This is a genomic window from Micromonospora sp. NBC_01699 (genome assembly GCF_036250065.1).
Lineage (GTDB): Bacteria > Actinomycetota > Actinomycetes > Mycobacteriales > Micromonosporaceae > Micromonospora_G.
The window spans coordinates 5,858,147-5,879,089 of the sequence record NZ_CP109199.1 but is presented as its reverse complement, the minus strand read 5'-3'; the positions used below and the strand labels follow the sequence as shown (position 1 = coordinate 5,879,089).

The 20,943-nt window shown below is 73.8% G+C and carries 16 protein-coding genes and 1 pseudogene; 11 read left to right on the top strand and 6 right to left on the bottom strand.

The annotated features are described in order from the left end of the window. Positions 1–419: 419 nt before the first annotated feature. A complete protein-coding gene (locus OG792_RS23745) occupies positions 420–1,049 on the bottom strand; it encodes a TIGR03085 family metal-binding protein (RefSeq protein WP_329102387.1) in 630 nt (209 codons plus the stop codon). Positions 1,050–1,211: 162 nt separating this feature from the next. Here OG792_RS23745 and OG792_RS23740 point away from each other — a divergent pair, with 162 nt between their 5' ends. Together OG792_RS23740 and OG792_RS23735 are read left to right on the top strand one after the other, a co-directional pair. After that, the gene (locus OG792_RS23740; RefSeq protein WP_329102386.1) at positions 1,212–3,296 is read left to right on the top strand and encodes an ABC transporter ATP-binding protein; all 2,085 of its coding nucleotides are present in this window, start codon (positions 1,212–1,214) and stop codon (positions 3,294–3,296) included. Continuing rightward, on the top strand, positions 3,293–5,101 hold the full coding sequence (locus OG792_RS23735) for an ABC transporter ATP-binding protein (protein WP_329102384.1): 1,809 nt from the start codon (positions 3,293–3,295) through the stop codon (positions 5,099–5,101). Before OG792_RS23740 ends, OG792_RS23735 begins: the two co-directional genes overlap by 4 nt. A 188-nt stretch (positions 5,102–5,289) precedes the next feature. Here the strand turns inward: OG792_RS23735 and rpsD are convergent, their stop codons facing one another. After that, positions 5,290–5,901: a 30S ribosomal protein S4 gene (rpsD, locus tag OG792_RS23730; protein ID WP_329102381.1), complete on the bottom strand. Its 612-nt coding sequence runs from the start codon at positions 5,899–5,901 to the stop codon at positions 5,290–5,292. Positions 5,902–5,975: 74 nt separating this feature from the next. On the opposite strand from rpsD, the pseudogene OG792_RS23725 reads away from it, so the two are divergent. Next, positions 5,976–6,704: pseudogene (locus OG792_RS23725) on the top strand (DUF2470 domain-containing protein); the annotation flags it as partial. Positions 6,705–6,876: 172 nt separating this feature from the next. Here OG792_RS23725 and OG792_RS23720 read toward each other — a convergent pair. The 3 genes from OG792_RS23720 to OG792_RS23710 form a co-directional block, all read right to left on the bottom strand. Further along, the gene (locus tag OG792_RS23720) at positions 6,877–7,581 is read right to left on the bottom strand and encodes a TetR/AcrR family transcriptional regulator (protein WP_442932298.1); all 705 of its coding nucleotides are present in this window, start codon (positions 7,579–7,581) and stop codon (positions 6,877–6,879) included. 113 nt (positions 7,582–7,694) lie between these two features. Then, a complete protein-coding gene (locus OG792_RS23715) occupies positions 7,695–8,450 on the bottom strand; it encodes an ABC transporter permease (RefSeq protein ID WP_329102379.1) in 756 nt (251 codons plus the stop codon). After that, entirely contained in the window at positions 8,450–9,199 is a 750-nt protein-coding gene (locus OG792_RS23710) for an ABC transporter ATP-binding protein (RefSeq protein WP_329102377.1), read from the bottom strand. The genes OG792_RS23715 and OG792_RS23710 overlap by 1 nt, the downstream gene beginning before the upstream one ends. A 223-nt stretch (positions 9,200–9,422) precedes the next feature. Here OG792_RS23710 and OG792_RS23705 point away from each other — a divergent pair, with 223 nt between their 5' ends. The 4 genes from OG792_RS23705 (at position 9,423) to OG792_RS23690 (ending at position 12,540) form a co-directional block, all read left to right on the top strand. Beyond that, positions 9,423–9,824 (top strand): MerR family transcriptional regulator, encoded by a 402-nt coding sequence (locus OG792_RS23705; RefSeq protein ID WP_329102375.1) that lies wholly within the window; start codon positions 9,423–9,425, stop codon positions 9,822–9,824. 69 nt (positions 9,825–9,893) lie between these two features. Beyond that, positions 9,894–10,397 carry a phosphoribosyl-AMP cyclohydrolase gene (hisI, locus tag OG792_RS23700; RefSeq protein ID WP_329102373.1) on the top strand — a complete coding sequence of 168 codons (504 nt, stop codon included), beginning with the start codon at positions 9,894–9,896 and terminating at the stop codon, positions 10,395–10,397. Then, entirely contained in the window at positions 10,394–11,953 is a 1,560-nt protein-coding gene (locus OG792_RS23695) for an anthranilate synthase component I (protein WP_329102371.1), read from the top strand. The genes hisI and OG792_RS23695 overlap by 4 nt, the downstream gene beginning before the upstream one ends. Beyond that, positions 11,950–12,540: a Trp biosynthesis-associated membrane protein gene (locus tag OG792_RS23690; protein ID WP_329102369.1), complete on the top strand. Its 591-nt coding sequence runs from the start codon at positions 11,950–11,952 to the stop codon at positions 12,538–12,540. Before OG792_RS23695 ends, OG792_RS23690 begins: the two co-directional genes overlap by 4 nt. Here OG792_RS23690 and OG792_RS23685 read toward each other — a convergent pair. Next, entirely contained in the window at positions 12,533–12,832 is a 300-nt protein-coding gene (locus tag OG792_RS23685; RefSeq protein ID WP_329102367.1) for a hypothetical protein, read from the bottom strand. The genes OG792_RS23690 and OG792_RS23685 overlap by 8 nt on opposite strands. A 408-nt stretch (positions 12,833–13,240) precedes the next feature. On the opposite strand from OG792_RS23685, the gene trpC reads away from it, so the two are divergent. From trpC to OG792_RS23665, 4 genes are all read left to right on the top strand, one after another. After that, positions 13,241–14,044, top strand: coding sequence for an indole-3-glycerol phosphate synthase TrpC (gene trpC / locus OG792_RS23680; RefSeq protein WP_329111393.1), 804 nt, complete (start codon positions 13,241–13,243; stop codon positions 14,042–14,044). Positions 14,045–14,354: 310 nt separating this feature from the next. Then, complete coding sequence (lgt, locus tag OG792_RS23675; protein ID WP_329102365.1) at positions 14,355–15,629, top strand: prolipoprotein diacylglyceryl transferase; 1,275 nt, start codon at positions 14,355–14,357, stop codon at positions 15,627–15,629. An 18-nt stretch (positions 15,630–15,647) separates the two neighbouring features. Next, on the top strand, positions 15,648–16,847 hold the full coding sequence (locus OG792_RS23670; RefSeq protein ID WP_329102363.1) for an FAD-dependent oxidoreductase: 1,200 nt from the start codon (positions 15,648–15,650) through the stop codon (positions 16,845–16,847). Between the two features lie 525 nt (positions 16,848–17,372). Continuing rightward, the gene (locus OG792_RS23665; RefSeq protein ID WP_329102361.1) at positions 17,373–20,885 is read left to right on the top strand and encodes an ATP-binding protein; all 3,513 of its coding nucleotides are present in this window, start codon (positions 17,373–17,375) and stop codon (positions 20,883–20,885) included. The last annotated feature ends 58 nt before the right edge of the window (positions 20,886–20,943 follow it).

Here is a 20,943-nt window from a genome sequence, read left to right as displayed (position 1 = left end):
CTGGTCACCGTCCATGGAGGACGGACCGACCGGGTGAACACGGCCGGACCATCCACGAAGGACGGACCGGCCGGGCGAACACGGCCGGGATGCACCAGCGGGGGTGTGCCGGTGAACGCCTCCCGGTACCCAACCGCTCGTGACCCGCCGCATCGGGTCCGCGCCGTTGATGGTGGATCGAGAGGTGGACCGGACACCACGGGCCGCTGGGCGGTGCGGTGTCCGGGAGAGATGCGCGATGAAGCCTACGGCCACCGGGCGCTCCGCGGGTTACCGGATCCGGTGCAAGTTGCGCGCGGACGACGAGCCGGCGGTCCGCTGCGGTCGGCGGTCCAGGTCGGGCGGCAGCCGGCGTCCGGGGCCCGGACCGGTGTACGGGTGCCCCCGAAGCGGGCGTCGGGCCGGGTCGCTCCGGCTGTTCAGTTTCCGAGTTTGATCGTGCGCAACCGTTCGGCCAGCGGGTTCGGGCCGGTCAGTTGGACCCGGGCCACCCGCTGCCGGCCCATCAGGAACAGCGCCAGCTCGCTGGGCGCGCCGACCACCCGCAGCTGCTCACCGCCGGCACCGGTGGACCGCTCGCCGTGACCCGGGGCCTGGACGAGCACCGCGGCCGGGAACCGGCGCAGCGCCATCCGGGCCATCAGCGGCACCTGCTTCCAGACCGCCGCCTGGTGACCGGGCGACAGGGCGCGGGGCTGCCAGTCCGGCTGGGCCCGGCGTACGTCCTCGTGGTGCACCAGGAATTCGAGGCCGTTGGCCAGCTCGTCGACCAGCGGGTTGGTCAGCGGTCCCCACCGGGGCGGTCGCCGCAACCGGGCGATCAGGTCGGCGTACGGCTGGGCCGCGAACTGCTGGAGCAGCCGTTCGGTGCGTCCGCTCAACGGGCGGAACATGATCCCGATCGAGGCGTCCGGCCGGCGCTCACGGAGCACCAGGTGGGCAGCCATGTGCCGGGTCGCCCAGCCCTCGTTGATGGTCGGCGCGTCCGGGCCGAGCGTGAGCAGGAGGTCGGCGAGCGACTGGCGTTCCGATTCGGCGTACCGAGGCATGGTGTCGATCGTAGGCGTGATCAGTGCCGGCGGCTCGGGAGCGGGACGGCCGGCGGGGGCCACTGTCGCTGTGACAGCAGACACAATCGGACCCAGATCGTCACCCACACCCCAGATCGGTAAGGATGGGGTGGATAACCATGGCTTACGGCAGGGGAGCGAGTGGCGACCAGGACAAGTCGGGATGTACTCGGGCGCGGGCTGCGGGTGCTCGGCCAGGCGATACGCGAGGAACCCCGGATCTTCGCGGTGGCGGTCAGCGGCAGCGTGATCTTCGGGCTGGTCACCATCGCCAGCGCGTACGTGGTCGGCGCCATCGTCGGGAACGTGGTGGTCCCCGCGCTCACCGACGGGCGGGCCGACGCCGGGCTGGTCGCGCTCGCCGCCGCCGCGCTGGTCGGGGTCAGCCTGTTCAAGGTGCTGGGCGTCTTCGGCCGCCGGATCGCCGCCGGTTACATGCAGTACCGGCTCCAGGCGAGCTACCGGCGCCGGGTCACCCGCCGCTACCTGGACCTGCCGCTGTCCTGGCACCACCGGCACGCCACCGGAACCCTGCTGTCCAACGCCAACTCCGACGTCGAGGCCGCCTGGTACCCGATCGCGCCGCTGCCGTTCGCCGTCGGCACGCTGGTGATGCTGGTGGCCGCGATCGGCTCGCTGTTCGTCACCGACTGGGTGCTGGCCATGGTCGGCATGGCGATCTTCCCGACCCTGTTCGCGCTCAACGTCGTGTACTCCCGCCGGATGGCCCCCCGCCAGGCGCGAGCCCAGCAACTGCGGGCCGAGGTCAGCGCCATCGCGCACGAGAGCTTCGACGGTGCCCTGGTGGTCAAGACCATGGGCCGGGAGACGCAGGAGACCGCCCGGTTCGCCGTACGGGCCGGCGAGCTGCGCGACGCGCTGATCTCGGTCGGCCGGCTGCGCGGCGTGTTCGACCCGATGCTCGACACCCTGCCCAGCCTCGGCACCCTGGCCGTGCTGCTGGTCGGGGCGTTCCGGCTGCGCCAGGGCGCGGTCACCGTGACCGAACTGGTCAGCGTCGCGTTCCTGTTCACCGTGCTGGCGTTCCCCGTACGCGCGATCGGCTGGGTGCTCGCCGAACTGCCGCGCAGCGTCGCCGGCTGGGACCGGGTCCAGCGGGTCCTCACCGCCACCGGCGACATGCCGTACGGGCAGACCGTGCTGGACCGCCACGACAACAGCCCGGCCACCGTCGTCTTCGACCGGGTCGGGTTCGGCTACGAACCCCCGGACTGGGCCGACTCGGGCCTCGGCGGTCCGACCGGTGCCGCCGATCCGGGCGGCCCGACCGACCCGGCCCGCGCCACCGGTTCCGCCGCTCCCGCCGCCGCTCCGACCGCTGCCGACCCGTCCGCCGACCCGCTGCCGCCGGAGCGGTCGCGGTCGGTCCGGATCCCGGTGCTGCACGACGTCTCGTTCACCGTCCCGCCCGGTCGCACCGTCGCCCTGGTCGGCCCGACCGGCTGCGGCAAGTCGACCATCGTCTCGCTGGCCGTACGGCTGGTCGACCCGCAGTCCGGCACCATCGCCCTGGACGACGTCGACGTACGGTCACTGACCGCGGCCTCGCTCACCGACACCGTCGCCCTGGTGGCACAGGTGCCGTTCATCTTCGACGACACGGTCCGCGCCAACATCACCCTCGACCGGCCGGACATCGGCGACGAGGACGTCTGGGCGGCGCTGCGGCTGGCCGAGGCGGACGGCTTCATCTCCGCCCTGCCCGACGGGCTGGACACCCGGGTCGGCGAGCGCGGCACCTCGCTCTCCGGCGGCCAGCGCCAACGGCTCACCCTGGCCCGCGCCCTCGCCGGCCGGCCCCGCCTGCTGGTCCTGGACGACGCGACCAGTGCGGTCGACCCCCGGGTCGAGGCCGCGATCCTGGCCGCGCTCAGCCGGGGCGGACCGCCGACCGGTGCCGACGACGGGGCCACCGGGCCGGCCGCCTCGATCCTGGTGGTGGCGTACCGGCGGGCCACCATCGCCCTCGCCGACGAGGTCATCTACGTCGAGCAGGGCCGGGTGATCGCCCGCGGCACCCACCCCGAACTGCTGGCCACCGTGCCCGGCTACGCCGACCTGGTCACCGCCTACGAGAAGGCGGAAGCCGAACGAGAGCGGGAGAAGGCGTACGTGGACGAGCCGGTCGACCCCGATCCGCCGACCGGTGCCGGGGCGCGTGCCACCGCCACCGCCGACGGTGACGTCAGCGAGGTGGTGGCATGAGCGCCGACACGGCGACCGCGACCGGAGCCATCGGCGGCGGCACCGAACGGACCGAGGGAACCTGGCGTACGCTCCGGCGTGGCCTGGCGCTCTCGCCGGAACTGCGTACCGGTCTCGCCGGCACGCTCGCCCTCGCCCTGGTGTCGATGATCGGCCGGGCGGCCGTACCGGTGGCGATCCAACAGGGCATCGACCGCGGCCTGCGCGCGCCCGGCGGCCCGGACCTCGGCGTCGTCGGCGTGGTCGTCGCGGTGACCGCCGCGGTGCTGGTGCTGACCACGATCTGCGGCTACCTGATGATGCGCCGGCTGTTCACGGTCAGCGAGACCGCCCTGGCCGGGGTACGCACCCGCGCGTTCCGGCACGTCCACGACCTGTCGATGCTGCACCAGCAGTCGGAACGGCGCGGCTCCCTGGTCTCCCGGGTCACCAGCGACGTCGACCAGATCACCCAGTTCCTCCAGTGGGGCGGCGTCATCCTGCTGATCAGCGCCGGCCAGGTGGTGGTGACCGCGACCGTGATGGCGGTCTACTCGTGGCAGTTGACGCTGGTGGTGTTCGCCGCGTTCGTCCCCGCCGTGCTGGTCATCCGGGCCTTCCAGAAGCGGCTCGCGCTGGTGTACGGCGTGGTCCGGCAGCGGACGGGCGCCCTGCTCGGGGCGGTCGCGGAAAGCGTCGTGGGCGCGTCGGTGATCCGGGCGTACGGCGTCTCCGGGCGGACCGCGAAACGGATCGACGAGGCCATCGACGGGCAACGCCGGGCCCAGCAGCGGGCCATCCGGACCAACGTGGTCAGCTTCTCCACCGGCGAGATCTCGGCCGGGCTGGCGCTGGCCGCCGTGGTCGTGCTCGGGGTCCGGCTCGGCGTCGACGGCACCCTCAGCATCGGCCAGCTCACCGCGTTCCTGTTCCTGGTCACGCTCTTCATCCAGCCGGTGCAGATCGCCACCGAGGTGCTCAACGAGGCGCAGAACGCGGTCGCCGGCTGGCGCCGGGTGCTCGACGTACTCGACCTGGCCCCGGACGTGGCCGACCCCGGTGAGCAGGGCGTCGACCTGCCCGAGGGGCCGATCGAGATACGGTTCGCGCAGATCGGCTTCGCCTATCCGGGCGGCCCGCCGGTGCTGTCCGACATCACCGTGGACATCCCGGCGAAGAGCCGGGTCGCCGTGGTCGGCGAGACCGGCAGCGGCAAGACCACCTTCGCCAAGCTGCTCACCCGGCTGATGGACCCGACCACCGGTACGGTCCTGCTCTCCGGCGCCCCACTGGACCGGGTGCGGTTCTCGTCGCTGCGCTCCCGGGTGGTGATGGTGCCGCAGGACGGGTTCCTGTTCGACTCCACCGTGGCGGAGAATGTCCGCTTCGGCCGTCCGGGCTGCTCCGACGAGGAACTTGCGGCCACCTTCGCCGAACTCGGCCTGGCCGACTGGGTCGACGGGCTGCCGGACGGGCTGCACACCCGGGTCGGCGAGCGCGGCGAGGCACTGAGCGTCGGAGAGCGGCAACTGGTGGCACTGGCCCGCGCGTACGTGGCCGACCCGGACCTGCTGGTGCTGGACGAGGCGACCAGCGCGGTGGACCCGGCGACCGAGGTACGCCTGCAACGCACCCTGGACGCGGTGACCCGGGGCCGTACCACGGTGGCGATCGCACACCGCCTCTCCACCGCCCAGGCGGCCGACGAGGTGATCGTCGTCGACCGGGGCCGGATCGTCCAACGCGGCCCCCACGACGACCTGATCCTCGACCCCACCTCCACCTACGCCCTCCTCTACGCCTCCTGGCTAGAACAAACCCGCTAACCCACCCCGCCCCCTCCCCCCCCGGGGCCCGCCCCCGGGCGGGCGCGCCTCTACTCGCCGATCTAGGGCAAATACGTGCTAGTGGATCTCTAATCACACGTATTTGCCCTAGATCGGCGGCGTGGGCGGCGTGGGCGGCGTGGGCGGCGGGGGCGGCGGGGGAGGGGGGAGGGGGGAGGGGGAGATGGTTAGCGGGAGTAGAACTCCACTACTAGTTGTTCGTCGCAGATGATCGGGATTTCGCGGCGGGCGGGTGGGCGGATCAGGGTGACGGTGAGGTCGGTGAGGCTGACCGACAGGTAGGGCGCGGTGGGGCCGGAGCCGGCCTGTGCCCCGGTGGCGGCGAGCTGGAACGGGGGCTTCTGGAGGCTGCGCTCGCGTACGCGGACGACCTGGCCGGGGCGCAGCCGGTAGGACGGGCGGTCCACCTTGATCCCGTCGACGGCGAAGTGGCCGTGTGCGACGAGTTGCCGGGCCTGGTAGATCGTCTTGGTCAGTCCGGACCGGTGCACCACCGCGTCGAGTCGCCGTTCCAGCAGGGTGACCAGGTTCTCGCCGGTCTTCCCGTCGAGTCGTACGGCGTCGTCGAAGGCCCGCCGCAGCTGGGTCTCGCTGACGTTGTACTGGTGCCGCAGGCGCTGCTTCTCCAGCAGTCGTACCTGGTAGTCCGAGGTCTTGCGCCGCGACCGGCCGTGCACGCCGGGCGGGTACGGCCGGCGCTCGAAGTACTTCACACACTTCGGAGTGAGCGGGATGCCGAGGGCGCGGGAAATTCGGACCTTGGGCCTTGACTGGTTCACGTGGACGTCTCCCGGTTTGTAGGTTAGCCTGCCCTAACTTAGCCCACCCTAAATCACTCGCCGGAGGTACGGTCATGCAGCCCAGTCCCGCCGAGGTCGCCCGCACACTGGCCGCCGGCCGGCTCGCCGGCACCGCCTACGTCGCCAACCATCCGGGGCCGCACCGCACCCGGCACGTCACCGACGCATCGGGCCGGGTGTTGCTGCTGGTCTCGGTCGTCGACGACCTGGCCCTCGCCCTGCGTCCGGTGCCCGGTACCGACGACACCGCGCTGGTGCTCGACATTCGCGACCTGCCGCCGGTCGCCGGCGCGCCGCCGCTGGGGCGGGTCTGGATCTCGGGCTGGGCCGAGGCGCTCGACGGCACCGAGGCCCGGCAGGCGGCCCTGGACTACGCCGACGTCGACCCCACCGGCGACTTGCTCGACGTCGGCGGCCGGTTCGCGCTGTACCGGTTCGAGCCGGCCGAGATTCGGCTGGAGCGGGAGACAGAGACGATCCACATCGACCCGGCCGAGTACGGCAGCGTGGAACCGGATCCGTTGCACCACCTGGAGCGGGAACTGCTGGCCGACCTCGCCGACCACCACCAGCCGGAGATCACCGACTTCGTCCTGCGGCAGCTCGGCGAGTCCGCCGCCGACCGGTCCGGGCCGCCGCCGCGGGTGGTCCGGCTGGACCGGTACGGCTTCGTGGTGCTGCTCGGTGAGCCGGGTTCCCGCTATCGCGCCCGACTCGCCTTCCCCCGTCCGGTACGCGACCACGCCGACCTGGTCCAACTGCTGCACCCGGTCCTCTGGCCGGCCCGACACCAGCAGCCCGACCGGGGCGAGTTCACCCCGGCCGACCTGGATCGCGCCGATGTCGGCCGCCCCGCACTGAGCGACCGCCCCGAACTCAGCGGCCGGCCGGAACTGAGCCGCCCCGAACTGAGCCGCCCCGAACTGAGCCGCCCCGAACTGAGCCGCCCCGAACTTAGCCGGGGTGAACCGACGGTGCAGTAGTGGCCGGCCCGGTGGCGGTCGGGCCGGCGGCCAATCCGGTGGCGGTCGGGCCGGCGGTCGGTCCGGTCGCCGACTCGAACACCCCGGTCAGCTCGCCGGTCAGGTAACGCTGCACGGTCGGCGCGATCGCCGCCACCGCCACCTCGGCCGGTACGTCGGCCAGCGGCTCGATCCGCAGCAGGTAGCGGGCCACCGCCAGCCCGACCAGCTGGGACGCGACCAGTGAGGTACGCAGCGGTGTCTCGGCCGGCGGCAGGTCCAGCCCGGCCACCACCCGCCGCAGTATCTGGGTGACCACGAAGTCGCGCATCAGCCGGGCGGTCCACTCGTTACTGATCACCGAGCGGAGCAGGGCGACACCGGCCGCGCCGGCGGGCGAGTCCCAGATCCGCAGGAAGGTGCCGACCAGCCGCTCGCCGATCCCGTCCGCCCCGCCAGCGACGATCTGCGGCAGCAGTTCGGCCGGGTTGAACGGGACCTTCAGCACGGCCATGAACAGCTCGTTCTTGGTGCCGAAGTAGTGGTGGACCAGCGCCGGATCCACCCCGGCGCCGGCCGCTATCGTCCGGATCGACGCACCGTCGAACCCGCGCTCGGCGAATGCGTCCCGAGCCGCGCCGAGGATCGCCTCGCGGGTGTCGGGATTGCCCGGCCGCCGCCCGGTCCGTCGTGCCATCGCCGTCCTTCGTCGTCACACCCGTGTCTCGCCCCACCCACGGTCCACTCCAGCCACCCCACGGTCCACTCCGGCCACCGCCGACCGGGCCCGTGGTCTGCCAGTCTGCCGGCTCAGCCGGTCCGTCGCCGCAGGGTGGCGGCGGCGAGGACCAGGGCCACCAGCACCGCGCCGAGGACCACCGCCAGGTCGCGCCACATCGTTGCGGTCGGTTCGGCGTGGGCGCCGACCTGTTGCAGCGCCTCGACCGCGTACGACAGCGGCAGGGCGTCGCTGATCGCTTGCAGCCAGCCGGACATCTGCCCCCGGGCCACGAACAGGCCGCAGAGCAGGAGCTGCGGCAGCACCACGACCGGCATGAACTGTACGGCCTGGAACTCGGTCTGCGCGAAGGCGCTGCAAAGCAGCCCGAGGGCGACCCCCAGCACCGCGTTCACCACCGCGATCAGGATGACCAGGCCGGGGGCGCCGGCGGTGTCCAGACCGAGCAGCCAGTACGCCGCCCCGGCCGCCACGCTCGCCTGGATCGTCGCCGCCAGGCCGAACGCGATGCCGTAGCCGAACAGCAGGTCGAGTTTGCCCAGTGGGGTGGTGAGCAGCCGCTCCAGCGTGCCGGAGGTGCGCTCCCGCAGCATCGCGATGCTGGTCACCAGGAACATGATCACGAACGGGAAGACGCCGAGCATGATCAGCGCGATCCGGTCGAAGGCGTTCGGCCGGCCGGGCACAATCGGCTGGTCGGCGTACATGAAGTAGAGCAGGGTGAGCAGCACCGTCGGTACGACGACCAGCAGCGCGACCGTACGCCGGTCGTGCCGCAGTTGGCGCAGGATCCGGCCGGTGGTGGCGGTCAGCAGTCTCGGGTTCATCAGGTCACCGTCTCTTCCGTCGCAGCGGGGGACCGATCCGCCTCGGTGCGTCGGATCAGCCTGAGGAACGCCTCCTCCAGGTCGTCGGTGCCGGCGCTGGCACGTACGGCATCGGGGGTGTCGTCGGCGATCAGCCGGCCCTCGCGGATCAGCAGCAGCCGGTCGCAGCGGGCGGCCTCGTCCATCACGTGACTGGAGACGACCAGGGTGGTGCCGGCGGCGGCCATGGCGTGGAACCGGTCCCACAGCTCGGCCCGCAGCACCGGGTCCTGACCGACCGTGGGTTCGTCGAGGATGATCAGATCGGGTCGGCCGACGATGGCGCAGGCCAGCGACGCCCGGCTGCGCTGACCGCCGGAGAGCGAGCCGACCAGTTGGGTCGCCGCCGAGGCGAGGCCGACGTCGGCGACCGCCCGGTCGGCGTCGGCGGCGGAACAGCCCTGTAGGGCGGCGAAGTAGCGGGCGTTCTCCCGGACGGTCAGGTCGGTGTAGACGCTGGGCGCCTGGGTCACGTAACCGACCTTGCGGCGCAGCGCGGCGGCGCCGGCCGGCTCGCCGAGCACCGTGACCGTGCCCGACGTGACGATCTGTACGCCGACCACCGCCCGCAGCAGGGTGGTCTTGCCGCTGCCGCTCGGGCCGAGCAGCCCGGTGACGCTGCCCTCCGGTAGAGCGCAGGTCAGGCCGTGCAGCACCCGCCGTCGGCCGCGCTCGACGACGAGGTCGCGGACCTCGATCGCGGGTTTCATGGCGCCTCCTCGGATAAATTCAACGCTTGATGAACTCAACGCTAGTTGAAATCCCGCCACCCGACAATCGCCCCGGGGTCCGATTCCGGACGCCCGCTCCGACCCAACCCGCTCCGACCCAACCCGCCTCGGCCCGCCCCGACCCCGCCGGACGCCGACCGGCCCGGCCCGCAATCGAGGCGGCCCTTGACTTCGAGCGCACTCGAACTGGCAACCTGGATCGATGGACACCCGCCTGGACGAGACGACGCTCGACGAGACGACGCTCACCGTCAGCGAGGCCGCCGACCGGGTCGGTCTCACCGCGTACACCCTGCGCTGGTACGAGCAGGAGGGGCTGGTCTCGCCGGTCGGGCGGGACACCGCCGGACGGCGCCGCTACACCGTCGCCGACGTCGACTGGCTGCTGCTGCTCACCCGGTTGCGGCGCACCGGCATGCCCGTGCGCGACATGCGCCGCTACGCCGAACTGGCCCGGCAGGGCGACCACACGCTGGGCGCCCGCCGCGAACTGTTCGAGGCCCACCGGGACCGGGTGCTGGCCCGGATGGCCGAACTGGAGCAGGACCTCGCCGTGCTCAACTTCAAGATCGAGGTGTACGGCCAGCTCGAACGGGCCGGCTGACCCCGCCACCCACCGGCACCGGGCGGTACGGGTGGACGACCTCCGCCCCCGGTGCGGAACAATCGGTGGGTGCCCGTACCCGATCCGCCGGTGGCCGCTCCACCGGCCACCCCACCCGTCACCCCGACCGCCCCGCGCCCCGCTCCGACCGGCCCCGTTCCGACCGGCCCCGCTCCGAGTGGCGCAGCCCCGACCGGCCCCGGCTCCGGGCTCGACCCGGCGATCGCCGCGCGCCTACGCCGGGGCGCCGACGGCCTGGTCGCGGCGGTGGTCCGCCAGCACGACTCGGGCGAGGTGCTGATGGTCGCCTGGATGGACGACGAGGCGCTGCACCGGACCCTCACCACCGGCCGGGCCACCTACTGGTCGCGCAGCCGCCGCGAATACTGGGTCAAGGGCGCCACCTCCGGCCACCACCAGTACGTCCGCTCGGTCGCGCTGGACTGCGACGGCGACGCCCTGCTGGTCAGCGTCGACCAGGTCGGTCCCGCCTGCCACACCGGCACCCGGACCTGCTTCGCCGACGACCTCCCGGTCACCGGCCGGATCGACACCCAGGGGGAGCGGGCATGAGCCAGACCACCGGCGCGGTCAGCCCGGACGAGGCGACCTTCCGCGAACTGGCCGGCAGCCGACGGGTGGTGCCGGTGACCCGGCGGCTGCTCGCCGACGGGGAGACCCCGGTCGGGGTCTACCGCAAGCTGGCCGGCGGGCCGGGGACCTTCCTGCTGGAGTCCGCCGAACAGGGCGCCGGACCGGGCGGCGTGGCCTGGTCGCGCTACTCGTTCATCGGCGTACGCAGCAGCGCGACGCTGGTCGAACGGGACGGTGAGGCGCACTGGCTGGGCCGACCGCCGGCCGGTGTGCCGACCTCGGGCGACCCGGTGGCGGCGCTGCGGGAAACCGTCGCGGCCCTGGCCGGCCCCGAGGGCGACCCGTTGGCCGGGCTGCCGCCGCTCACCGGCGGCATGGTCGGCTACCTCGGCTACGACTTCGTCCGCCGGCTGGAACGGCTGCCGTCGCTGGCGCGCGACGACCTCGGCCTGCCCGAACTGGGCATGATGCTCGCCACCGACCTGGTGGTGCTGGACCACTTCGACGGCTCGGCGATCCTGGTCGCCAACGCGGTGCTGCCGCCGCCGGACGAGCCCGACCGGGCCGGGCCGGTGCTGGCCGCGTACCACCAGGCGGTGGGGCGGCTCGACGCGATGACCACCGCGTTCTCCCGGCCGATCCCGCCGATGATCTCGACCCTGGCCAGCCCGCCCAACGGCGACGTGCTCTGCAACACCCCGGAGGGCGGGTACCCCAAGGCGGTGGAGGCGGCCAAGGAGGCGATCCGGGCCGGCGAGTGCTTCCAGATCGTGCTCAGCCAGCGGTTCGAACGCGAGACCAGGGCCGATCCGCTCGACGTCTACCGGGTGCTGCGGACCACCAACCCGAGCCCGTACATGTACCTGCTGCGCTTCGACGGTTTCGACATCGTCGGCTCGTCGCCGGAGGCGCACCTGAAGGTGACCGCCGCCGAGGGCGGGGCGCGCCGGGCCATGCTGCACCCGATCGCCGGCACCCGGCCGCGCGGCGCCACGCCGGAGGAGGACAACCGGCTCGGCGCCGAACTGCTCGCCGACCCGAAGGAGCGCGCCGAGCACGTGATGCTGGTCGACCTGGGCCGCAACGACCTCGGCCGGGTCTGCCGGCCGGGCACCGTGGAGGTGCCCGCGTTCGCCACCATCGAGCGGTACAGCCACGTCATGCACATCGTCTCGACCGTGGTCGGCACGCTGCGCGAGGACCGTACGGCGTTCGACGCGCTCGCCGCGACCTTCCCGGCCGGCACCCTCTCCGGCGCACCGAAGGTACGCGCCATGGAGATCATCGAGGACCTGGAGCCGACCCGGCGCGGGCTTTACGGCGGCACCGTGGGCTACTTCGGCTTCGGTGGTGACATGGACATGGCGATCGCCATCCGGACCGCCCTGATCCGCGACGGCCGGGCCTACGTGCAGGCCGGTGCGGGGATCGTGGCCGACTCCGACCCGATGGCCGAGGACCGGGAGACCCGTAACAAGGCGGCCGCCGTACTGGCCGCCATCGCTGCGGCCGAGACCCTGCGGCCGGCCCGATGAGCGAGCAGCCAGCCGTGGCCCGGCCGGCACCTTCGGGCCGCCGGCTGCTGACGTACGCGGTCCTGCTCTGTCTGGCCGGGGCGGGCCTGGCGCTCTACGCCGCGACCCGGACCTGGTCGGTCGAGATCACCACCCGGCCGGAGCCGCTGTCGGCGCTGCGGGACCCGCACACCGGTGGCGAGCTGCTGCCCTGGCTGCCGGCGCTCGCCCTGGTCGGTCTGGCCTCGGCCGGTGCGCTGCTGGCCAGCCGGGGGCTCGGCCGCCGCCTGGTCGGCGGGCTGCTGGTGCTGGTCGGGCTCGGGATCGCGGCCGGCGGCGGGTACGGCCTGACCGCCCCGGACCGGGACGAGACGAACCTGCTCTGGCCGCTGCTCTGCGGGCTGGGCGCGGTGCTGGTCGCCGCCGCCGGGGTGCTCACCGTGGGTCGGGGACACACCTGGCCGGCCATGGGCGCCCGCTACGAGCGGGTACGGCCCGGCGCCGCCCCCACCGCCCCCGGCTCGTCCGACGCCGGCCGGGTCGACGCCGGCCGGACCGTCGCCGCCTGGGACGCCCTGGACCGGGGCGAGGATCCGACGGTCAACTGACCGCGCCGCTGCCGGACAGCCCACCCGCGCTGCCGCCGGGCCCGGTCGGGGTGTCCGTCGGGGTGGTCCGGGGTCCGGTCAGCGCGGCCACCATCGCGCGGACCTCGGCCCGCCGGTACGCCCGGTCCCGGTCGGCGCAGATCGCCGCCCAGGCGTTGCCCCGGGCGGTACGCACCCGCGCGTCGCCAACCACGGCCCGTTCCACCGAGTGCACCACGCCGATCGCGACGGACGCGACCGCCCGCGGGATGGTGGTCAGGTCGATGGTCGAGCCCGGCCCGGTGCTGCTCATGATCCACCCCGCACGATGATCGATTCGACGAGTACGCGGCCACCCCGCGACCAGTCTGCCCGACCCCGATCGTGCCGAGGCGGTGTTTCGAACCGGTGACCCGCGGGTCAACTGTGCCGACGGGAGCGCTGCCGGCGGCGCATCGGCGGGCTGCGCGGGGCGCCCCGGCATGGTTCGATTACCCGATGACCGTCGATGGTGCCGGTGGCAGTGGGTGATAGCCCGCTCACCAGAGTTCGGCCATTATGCCCGAGCCCACCTGGTGAGGTGCGCCATACCCCCCGGCTCCGGTCCTACCCCGGCGCCCCCTAGCATCGGCCCATGACGCCCGGAGAGGGGAGTCCGTTGGTGACTGCTGAGCATCCGCACGCGGAAGGGGACGCCGCCACATCGGCCGCGCCCGGAAGTGTGCTCGACGAGATCCTGGCCGGAGTGCGCGAGGACGTCGAACGCCGACAGGCGGAGATCCCGCTGGAGCGAATCCGGGAGCTGGCTGCCGCCATGCCCCCACCCCGCGACGCGTACGCGGCCCTGCGTCGCCCCGGTGTCGGGGTGATCGCCGAGGTCAAGCGCTCGTCGCCGTCCAAGGGTCAACTCGCCGAGATCGCCGATCCGGCCGAGCTGGCCGGCGAGTACGCCGCCGGCGGAGCCCGCTGCATCAGCGTGCTCACCGAGGGGCGCTGGTTCGGCGGATCGCTGGTCGACCTCGCCGCGGTCCGGGCGGCGGTGGACATCCCGGTGCTGCGCAAGGACTTCGTCGTCTCCAGCTACCAGGTGCACGAGGCCCGCGCCCACGGTGCCGACCTGGTGCTGCTGATCGTCGCCGCGCTGGAGCAGAACGCGCTGGTCGGGCTGCTGGAGCGGATCGAGTCGCTGGGCATGACCGCGCTGGTCGAGGTGCACGACGAGGACGAGGCCGACCGGGCGCTGGACGCCGGTGCCCAGGTGATCGGCGTGAACGCCCGCAACCTGCGCACGCTGGAGGTCGACCGCTCGGTGTTCGAGCGGATCGCCCCCGGCCTGCCGAACAGCGTCGTCAAGATCGCCGAGTCCGGCGTACGGGGACCGCACGACCTGATCCGGTACGCCTCGGCCGGTGCCGACGCGGTGCTGGTCGGGGAGGGCCTGGTCACCCAGAAGAGCCCCCGCGAGGCGGTGGCCGAACTGGTCAACGCCGGCAACCACCCGGCCACCCCACGACCGGTCCGCTGACCGGCGGGCACCGAGCCGGCCGGCGGTCGACACCGAGCTGACCGGCGACGCCCGGTCTACGTATCACCCGACAACGGCGGGCCCGTGCGTCTCGTACGGGCCCGCCGTTCGTCGTCACCCGTCGCGTGGTCAGCCGAAGCCGGCGGTTCGTCACCCGATCGCGGCGGTTGCGCCGATCACCAGCCGGGGCGTCGGGGTGAGCGGGTTCACGGACAAACGCGCACGACTGCGCACGGCCGGGGGCATCGCCGCAGAAGGCAACCCGCCCGGGGTGCCGCGACGACCCGGTACGGCGGTACCGTGTGCAATCGTGACCCTAGCCTCAGTGTCCCCGCTGGCAGCCCTGCCCAGTCCGAGCACCGCCGTGTGGCAACTCGGACCGATCCCGATCAGGGCGTACGCGCTCTGCATCGTGCTGGGCATCGTCGTCGCGGCGGTGGTGACCGAATATCGGCTCCGCCAGCGTGGCGTGGCCCCCTGGGCGATTCTGGACGTCGCGGTCTGGGCGGTGCCGTTCGGCATCGTCGGCGCGCGGATCTACCACGTGATCACCTCGCCGCAGGCGTACTTCGGCGCCGACGGTGACCCGATCCGGGCCCTCTACATCTGGGAGGGCGGGCTCGGCATCTGGGGCGCGGTCGCGGGTGGCGCGGTCGGCGCCTGGCTGGCCGCCCGGCAGCTCGGCATCCCGCTGACCGTGGTCGCCGACGCGCTCGCCCCCGGCCTGCCGCTGGCCCAGGCGGTCGGCCGGTTCGGCAACTGGTTCAACAACGAACTCTTCGGCGGCCGGACCACGCTGCCCTGGGGCCTGGAGATCCACCGGATGGACTCGGGCAACCCGGGTCACGCGCTGCTGGACGAGAACGGCAACCCGATCCTCGAACCCGGCCTCTACCAGCCGACCTTCGCCTACGAGGCGCTGTGGAACGTCGGCGTCGCCCTGGTCGTCTACCTGGTCGACCGCAAGCTCAAGCTCGGCCGGGGTCGCGCCTTCGCCGTCTACGTGATGGGTTACACCGTCGGCCGGTTCTGGATCGAGATGCTCCGCACCGACCAGGCCAACGAGATCCTCGGCGTACGGCTCAACGTCTGGACCGCCGTGGTCGTCTTCCTCGGCGCGCTGATCTACTTCCTCCGGGTCCGGGGCCCGCAGGAGTTCCTGGTGCCGGTCTACGCCGACTCCACCACCACCGTCGTCACCGACGACGAGGCCGGTGACGCCGACGGCGCGACCGGGTCGACCAGCGACATCTCCCAGGTCGACCTGTCCCGGCGTACCGTGGACAGGGACGCGAACACCCTGCCCGAGGCGTACCGGGTGGTCACCGAGGAGCAGTACCGGACCTACCAGCGCACCGGTGAGCTGCCCGAGCAGGAACTCGACCCGGCCGGGGGTCCGGGCCGGCGGCTCGACGACCTCGACGACGACGAACCGGACGACCTCGACGCCAGCGCGGACGACACGGACGAGACGACCGCCGACGACCAGCCGCACGGCGGCGACGATGACCGGGCGGCGGGTGGTACCGGGCAGGCCCGGGCGGGCGCCGCGCCGCCGGGGACCACGGACCGCGACAACAGCTGAGCGGGAGGAACCGCAGCCATGCGTACGGCCGTGGTGGTGGGCGCCGGAATCGGCGGCCTGGCCGTCGCCGGTGCCCTGGCCCGTTCCGGCTGGCAGGTCACCCTTCTCGAACGGGGTGACCGGCTGCGCGCCGAGCGCACCGCACTGGTGCTCTGGCCCAACGGGGTACGGGCGCTGCACGCGCTCGGCCTCGGCGACGGGCTGGACGCGATCGCCACCGCCCTGCCCGACGTCGGGGTACGCCGGCCGGACGGCCACTGGCTGGTCCAGCCCCGCCCGATGGTCGACGAGCGGGCCCCGGTGGTGGTGCACCGGGAGGATCTGCACGACGCCCTGATCGCCGGCCTCGGTGACAAGGTCGACATCCGTACCGGGGTGCAGGTCCGCACCGTACGCTGCATCGCGGCCGAGCGGCCGGCCGTCGGCGACGGGCGAACCGAGTTCGAGGCCGACCTGGTGGTGGCCGCCGACGGGGTGGACAGCGCGGTCCGGCACCGGCTCGCCCCGCAGGCGACCGTCGTCAGTTCCGGCTCGGCCGCCTGGCGGGCGGTGATCCCCTGGTACCGCGCCCCGAAGCTGCCCGCCGACCGCCCGGTCAACGGCGAGACGCTCGGCGCCGGTTACCGGTTCGTCGCCATCTCGCTTGGCGACCGGGGCTCGTCCGGCGGTTCCACCCGGGGCGGCATCTACTGGGTGGCGACCGCTGCCGGCGCGTCCCGCCCCGAGCCACCCGAGACCCAACTCGCCCTGCTCCGCCGCTGGTACGCCAACTGGCCGGCGCCGATCGGCGACCTGCTCGCCGCGACCGAGCCCGACGACCTGGTCCAGCAGGAGGTACGCGAACTGCGCCCGCTGCCGCGCGGGTTCGCGTACCCGGCCGGGCCCGGCGGGATCGTGCTGCTCGGCGACGCCGCGCACGCGATGCCGCACCACCTCGGTCAGGGTGCCTGCCTGGCGTTCGAGGACGCCGCGACGCTCCGCTCGGCGGTCCGGGACGCGGTGCCCGGCGAGTCGTTGCGGACCGCCGTCGAGTCGTACAGTCGGGCCCGCCGCCCGCGCGCGGTCACCGTCGTACGGCAGACCCGGCGGATGTCGGCGGTCTTGCAGAGCCGGGGCCGGCTGGCCCTGCGGGCCCGGGACGCGGCCCTGGGCACGATCACCCCCCGCCTGATGGGCAGCGCCGCCACCGCAGCCGCCGCCTGGCGCCCCCCCACATAACCCCCCCGCCCCCCGCCCCGCCCCCGCCCCCGCCCGCCCCCTCGCTGCGGCGATCTAGGGCAAATGGTGGCTAGTTGATCTCTATTGGCAACCATTTGCCCTAGATCGCGGGCAGCGTCGGCACTACGGGCGCGCCGCTGGGGCCTGCGGGTGCGGTTCGGGAGGCTTGCCGCTGGGGGCTGCGGGCGGGCGTGGCCCTGCGGGGTCCGGGTATTTCGGCGGTTGCCCGTGTCTCGGTTGCCCGTGTCTCGGTTGCGAGCGTCCCGGTTTGCGGTGTCCGGGGTTGCGGCATCCCGGTTTGCGGGACGGGGCAGCCTCGGGGCCGGCTTCGTGTGGCACCCTCGGGACCGGCGCCCGCCCCGGACCACCGGGGCTGGCGCGGCGGCTGGTGTCGCGCCGGCCGAGCGGTGTGCGAATTCGCCCGGTTCGTTGTCCGATCGGGCCGGACGGGGGGATTACCTCCGGGGCGGCCGACGGCGCAGACTACCCGGGACTGAAAGCGAGGGCTTCCAGGTGCGGGGTAGTGTGCCCGTTCAGCAGACCGCCGTGGGGCCGGGACATCGGGCCCGACGCGCGGTGCGGTTGCTCGGGCCCATCGAGCTGATCGGCCCCGACGGTCCGGTGCCGCTCACCGACGAGGTACGCCGGCTGCTGGGCCTGCTCGCGCTCCGGGTCGGCCAGCCGGTCGCCGCCGCCGACCTGCGGGGCGTACTCCCGCCCGGGGTGACCCCGGCGACCCGCTCGCTCGACGGGGCGGCTGCCGAACTCGCCGCCGCGCTGGACCGGGCCGGGCTGGCGAACGCCGTCGTCGCCCATCCGATCGGGTACCTGTTGCGGCTGCCGGCCCGGCGGGTCGACGTACAGCGGTTCACCCGGCTGCTGACGCGGGCCCGGCGGCGGATGGCGGCGGAGCAGTGGGCGAGGGCCCTCCCGCTGTTCGACGCCGCGTTGCGACTGTGGCGGACGCCGTTGCACAGCGAACCGCTCGGCGGCAGCGCACCTCGCCCGTCCGGCTGGGTCGCCGGCGAGGTGGGTCGCCTGGTGCAGAGCCGGATCGCCGCGATCGAGGAGCGGTGGGAGTGTGCCCTGCGGCTCGCCCTCGCCGCCCAGGCGGCGGCCGGGCAACCCGCGGTGGACCGCGCCTCGGTGATCGACGGGCTTGCCGCCGCCCGTACCGCCGTGGCGGCGATCGGTGAGCTGGAGGCGGCCCTGGCCCGGCATCCGCTGCGGGTGCGACTGTGGGAGCTGCTGCTGGTCGCGGCGGCCGTCGGCACCGGGCGACGGTCCGCGGCGCAGGTGGAGCGGCGGGCCCGGGAGACGTTCCGGGAGCAGTTGGGTGTCGAACCGGGGGAGCGGCTGCGCGCCCTGGCCGCCGCCGCCCAACGCGGCGACCTGGCCCAGCGGTGGCCGTCGACACACGGCTCCGACCCGGTGTCCCGGTTGGTCGACCGGGCCAAGTCCCAGGCCCCGCTGCCGGTGCCGATGACCCCGCTGCTGGGGCGCGACGCCCTGCTCGCCGTGGTCAACCAGCGGCTGGCGACGCAGCGCCTGGTGACGCTGACCGGTCCCGGCGGCGCCGGCAAGACCCGGCTCGCGGTGGCCGCGGCCAGCCGGTTCGGCGCCGCCTGGTTCGTCGACCTCACCGCCGTGGAGAGCCCGGTACGGGTACCGGAAGCCGTCGCCGCCGCGCTCGGCGTACGGGCGGAGCCGGGGCGGGACGTGGCCGACACCCTGGCCGAGGAGATCGGGTGGACCCCGGCCCTGCTGGTGCTGGACAACTGCGAACACCTCGTCGCCGGCGTGGCCGAACTGGTCGACCGGTTGCTGCACCGCTGTCCGGGGCTGCTGGTGCTGGCCACCAGCCGGGTCCCGTTGCGATTGCACACGGAGGCGGTGGTGGCGGTGCCGACGCTGGCCCTGCCGCCCGAGCCGACCGGCAACACCATCGCGTCCCTGGCCGCCCATCCGGCGACCCGGCTCTTCCTGGATCGGGCCCGGTCCAGGTCCGGCCGACCGGTGCCGGAGGCGAGTGCCGACGCGGTGGCGCAACTCTGCGCCGAACTCGACGGGTTGCCGCTGGCCATCGAACTGGCTGCGGCGCATACCTCCGTACTCGGTGTCGGTGAGATCGTGACCCGGCTCCGTACCGATCTGCGGCTGCTGGCCAGCCCGGACCCGACCGCACCGCAGCGGCACCGGACGTTGGCGGCCGCGGTCGAGACCAGTGTGGAGCGGCTCGATCCCGGTGCACGGGCGCTGTTCGAACGGCTCGCGGTCTGTCCCGGTGGGTTCGACTCCGAAACCGCCCGCGCCATCGCCGGTCCGGACGCGCCGGACGCGCTCGCGGCACTGGTCGAATCCTCGCTGGTGGTGGCCGCGCCACTGGCCGCGCCGCCGCTTCCGGCCACCCTGCCCCCCGCCGTCGCGCCCCCCACTCCACCACCGGCGGTGCCACTACCATCGCTGCGCTGGTCCGCAACCGCCCCCGTGCCGACATCCGCCACCGCACCCGCCACCGCCACCGCCACCGCACCCGCATCCACGCCGACGCCCACGTCCGCCGGCCCGCCTGCGCTCACGCCGGCTGGCCCGCCTGCGCCCACGCCGGCTGGCCCGCCTGCATTCACGCCCGCCGGACCGCCTCCATCCGCCGGCTATCCCGCGTCGATGGCCGGGTACGCCTCGACCCCCATCTCCGGGCACCTGTTCCCGACCGTGTTCGCCCCGCCGGACCCGCCGGCCGACGACCCGCCGCTCCCGGTGCGCTATCGGATGCTCGCGCCGATCCGTCGCCACGCGATGACCCGGCTCGGCGCCGGAGCGGGCGAGGCCGCGGCCCGTACGGCATTGGCCGCGCACTGCCTGGCCCTGGCCGAGTACGCAGACGCCCACCTGCGCGGCCCCGAGCAGGAGTGGTGGCTGCGCCGGCTACGGGCCGAGGCGGCCAACATGCAGGCGGCGATGAGCTGGCTGTCCGAGGCCGGAGCCGGTGCGCCGCCGCACGCCGAACTGCGTCTCGCCGCCGCGTTGGCCCGGTACTGCCGGTTGGACGGCCACTACCGCGACGGCCACCGCTGGCTGGCCGAGGCGCTGGTTCGGCATCCGGACGCACCCACGCCGATGCGGGCCGGTGCCGGTGCGGCGGCGGCGATGCTGGCCATGCTGAGTTGCGACTACCCGGCGGCGATGGAGCATGCCGAGGCGGCGCTGGGCGGCTACCGGCAGGTGGGCAACCGGGCCGGGGTGGCCCGGGTCCTGCTGACGCTCGGTTCGATCGCCCGCGAGCAGGCCCGTTACGTCGACTCCACCGTGTACCTCGCCACCGCCGCCGCGACCTTCGCCGAGTACGGCGACGAGTGGGGCGAGGCGCAGACCGCGCAGTTGCGCGGCTTCACCGCCTGGCTCTCCGGCGACCTGGACCGGGCCGACTCACGCCTGTGGGTCAGCCGGCGCTGGTACGAGCAGCTCGGCGAGCCGAGGGCGGAGGCGGAGGCGCTGATGAACCTCGGCGCGGTGGCGCTCTACCGGGGCGACACCGACCGGGCCGCATCCCTGCTCGACGTCGCGTTGCGGCGTTACTCCGTACTCGGGTTCCCGGAGGGGGTGGGCTGGGCGCACAACCTGCGCGGGCTGGTGGAACTGCGCGGTCGGCGTACGGACAGGGCGGCGGCGCATCTGCTCACCAGTCTCGCCGCGCATCGCCAGGTCGGCGACCGGTGGCGTACGGCCAGTGTGCTCGAAGCGTTGGCCGAGGTGGCCCGGCTCGACGGCGCCCCCGGCCGGGGTGCCCGACTGCTCGGCGCGGCGGCCCGGATCCGGGAGGAGATCGGCGCCCCGGTCCCCGCCTGTGAGCGCCCCGACACCGAGGCGACCGCGCGGGCGATCCGGTCCCAGCTCGGCGACGCCGGCTTCACCGCCGCCCACGAGTACGGTCGCGACGCCCCCCTGGACACCCTCCTCACCGCCGACCCCACCCGCCACGACCCCACCCGCCACGACCGCGCCCCCACCCGCCACGCCCTCCCCCGCTCCGCCTAACCCACACCAAGCCGTCGATCATGAAGTTAACGACATGTTCCGGCCCGAAAACCCGCGC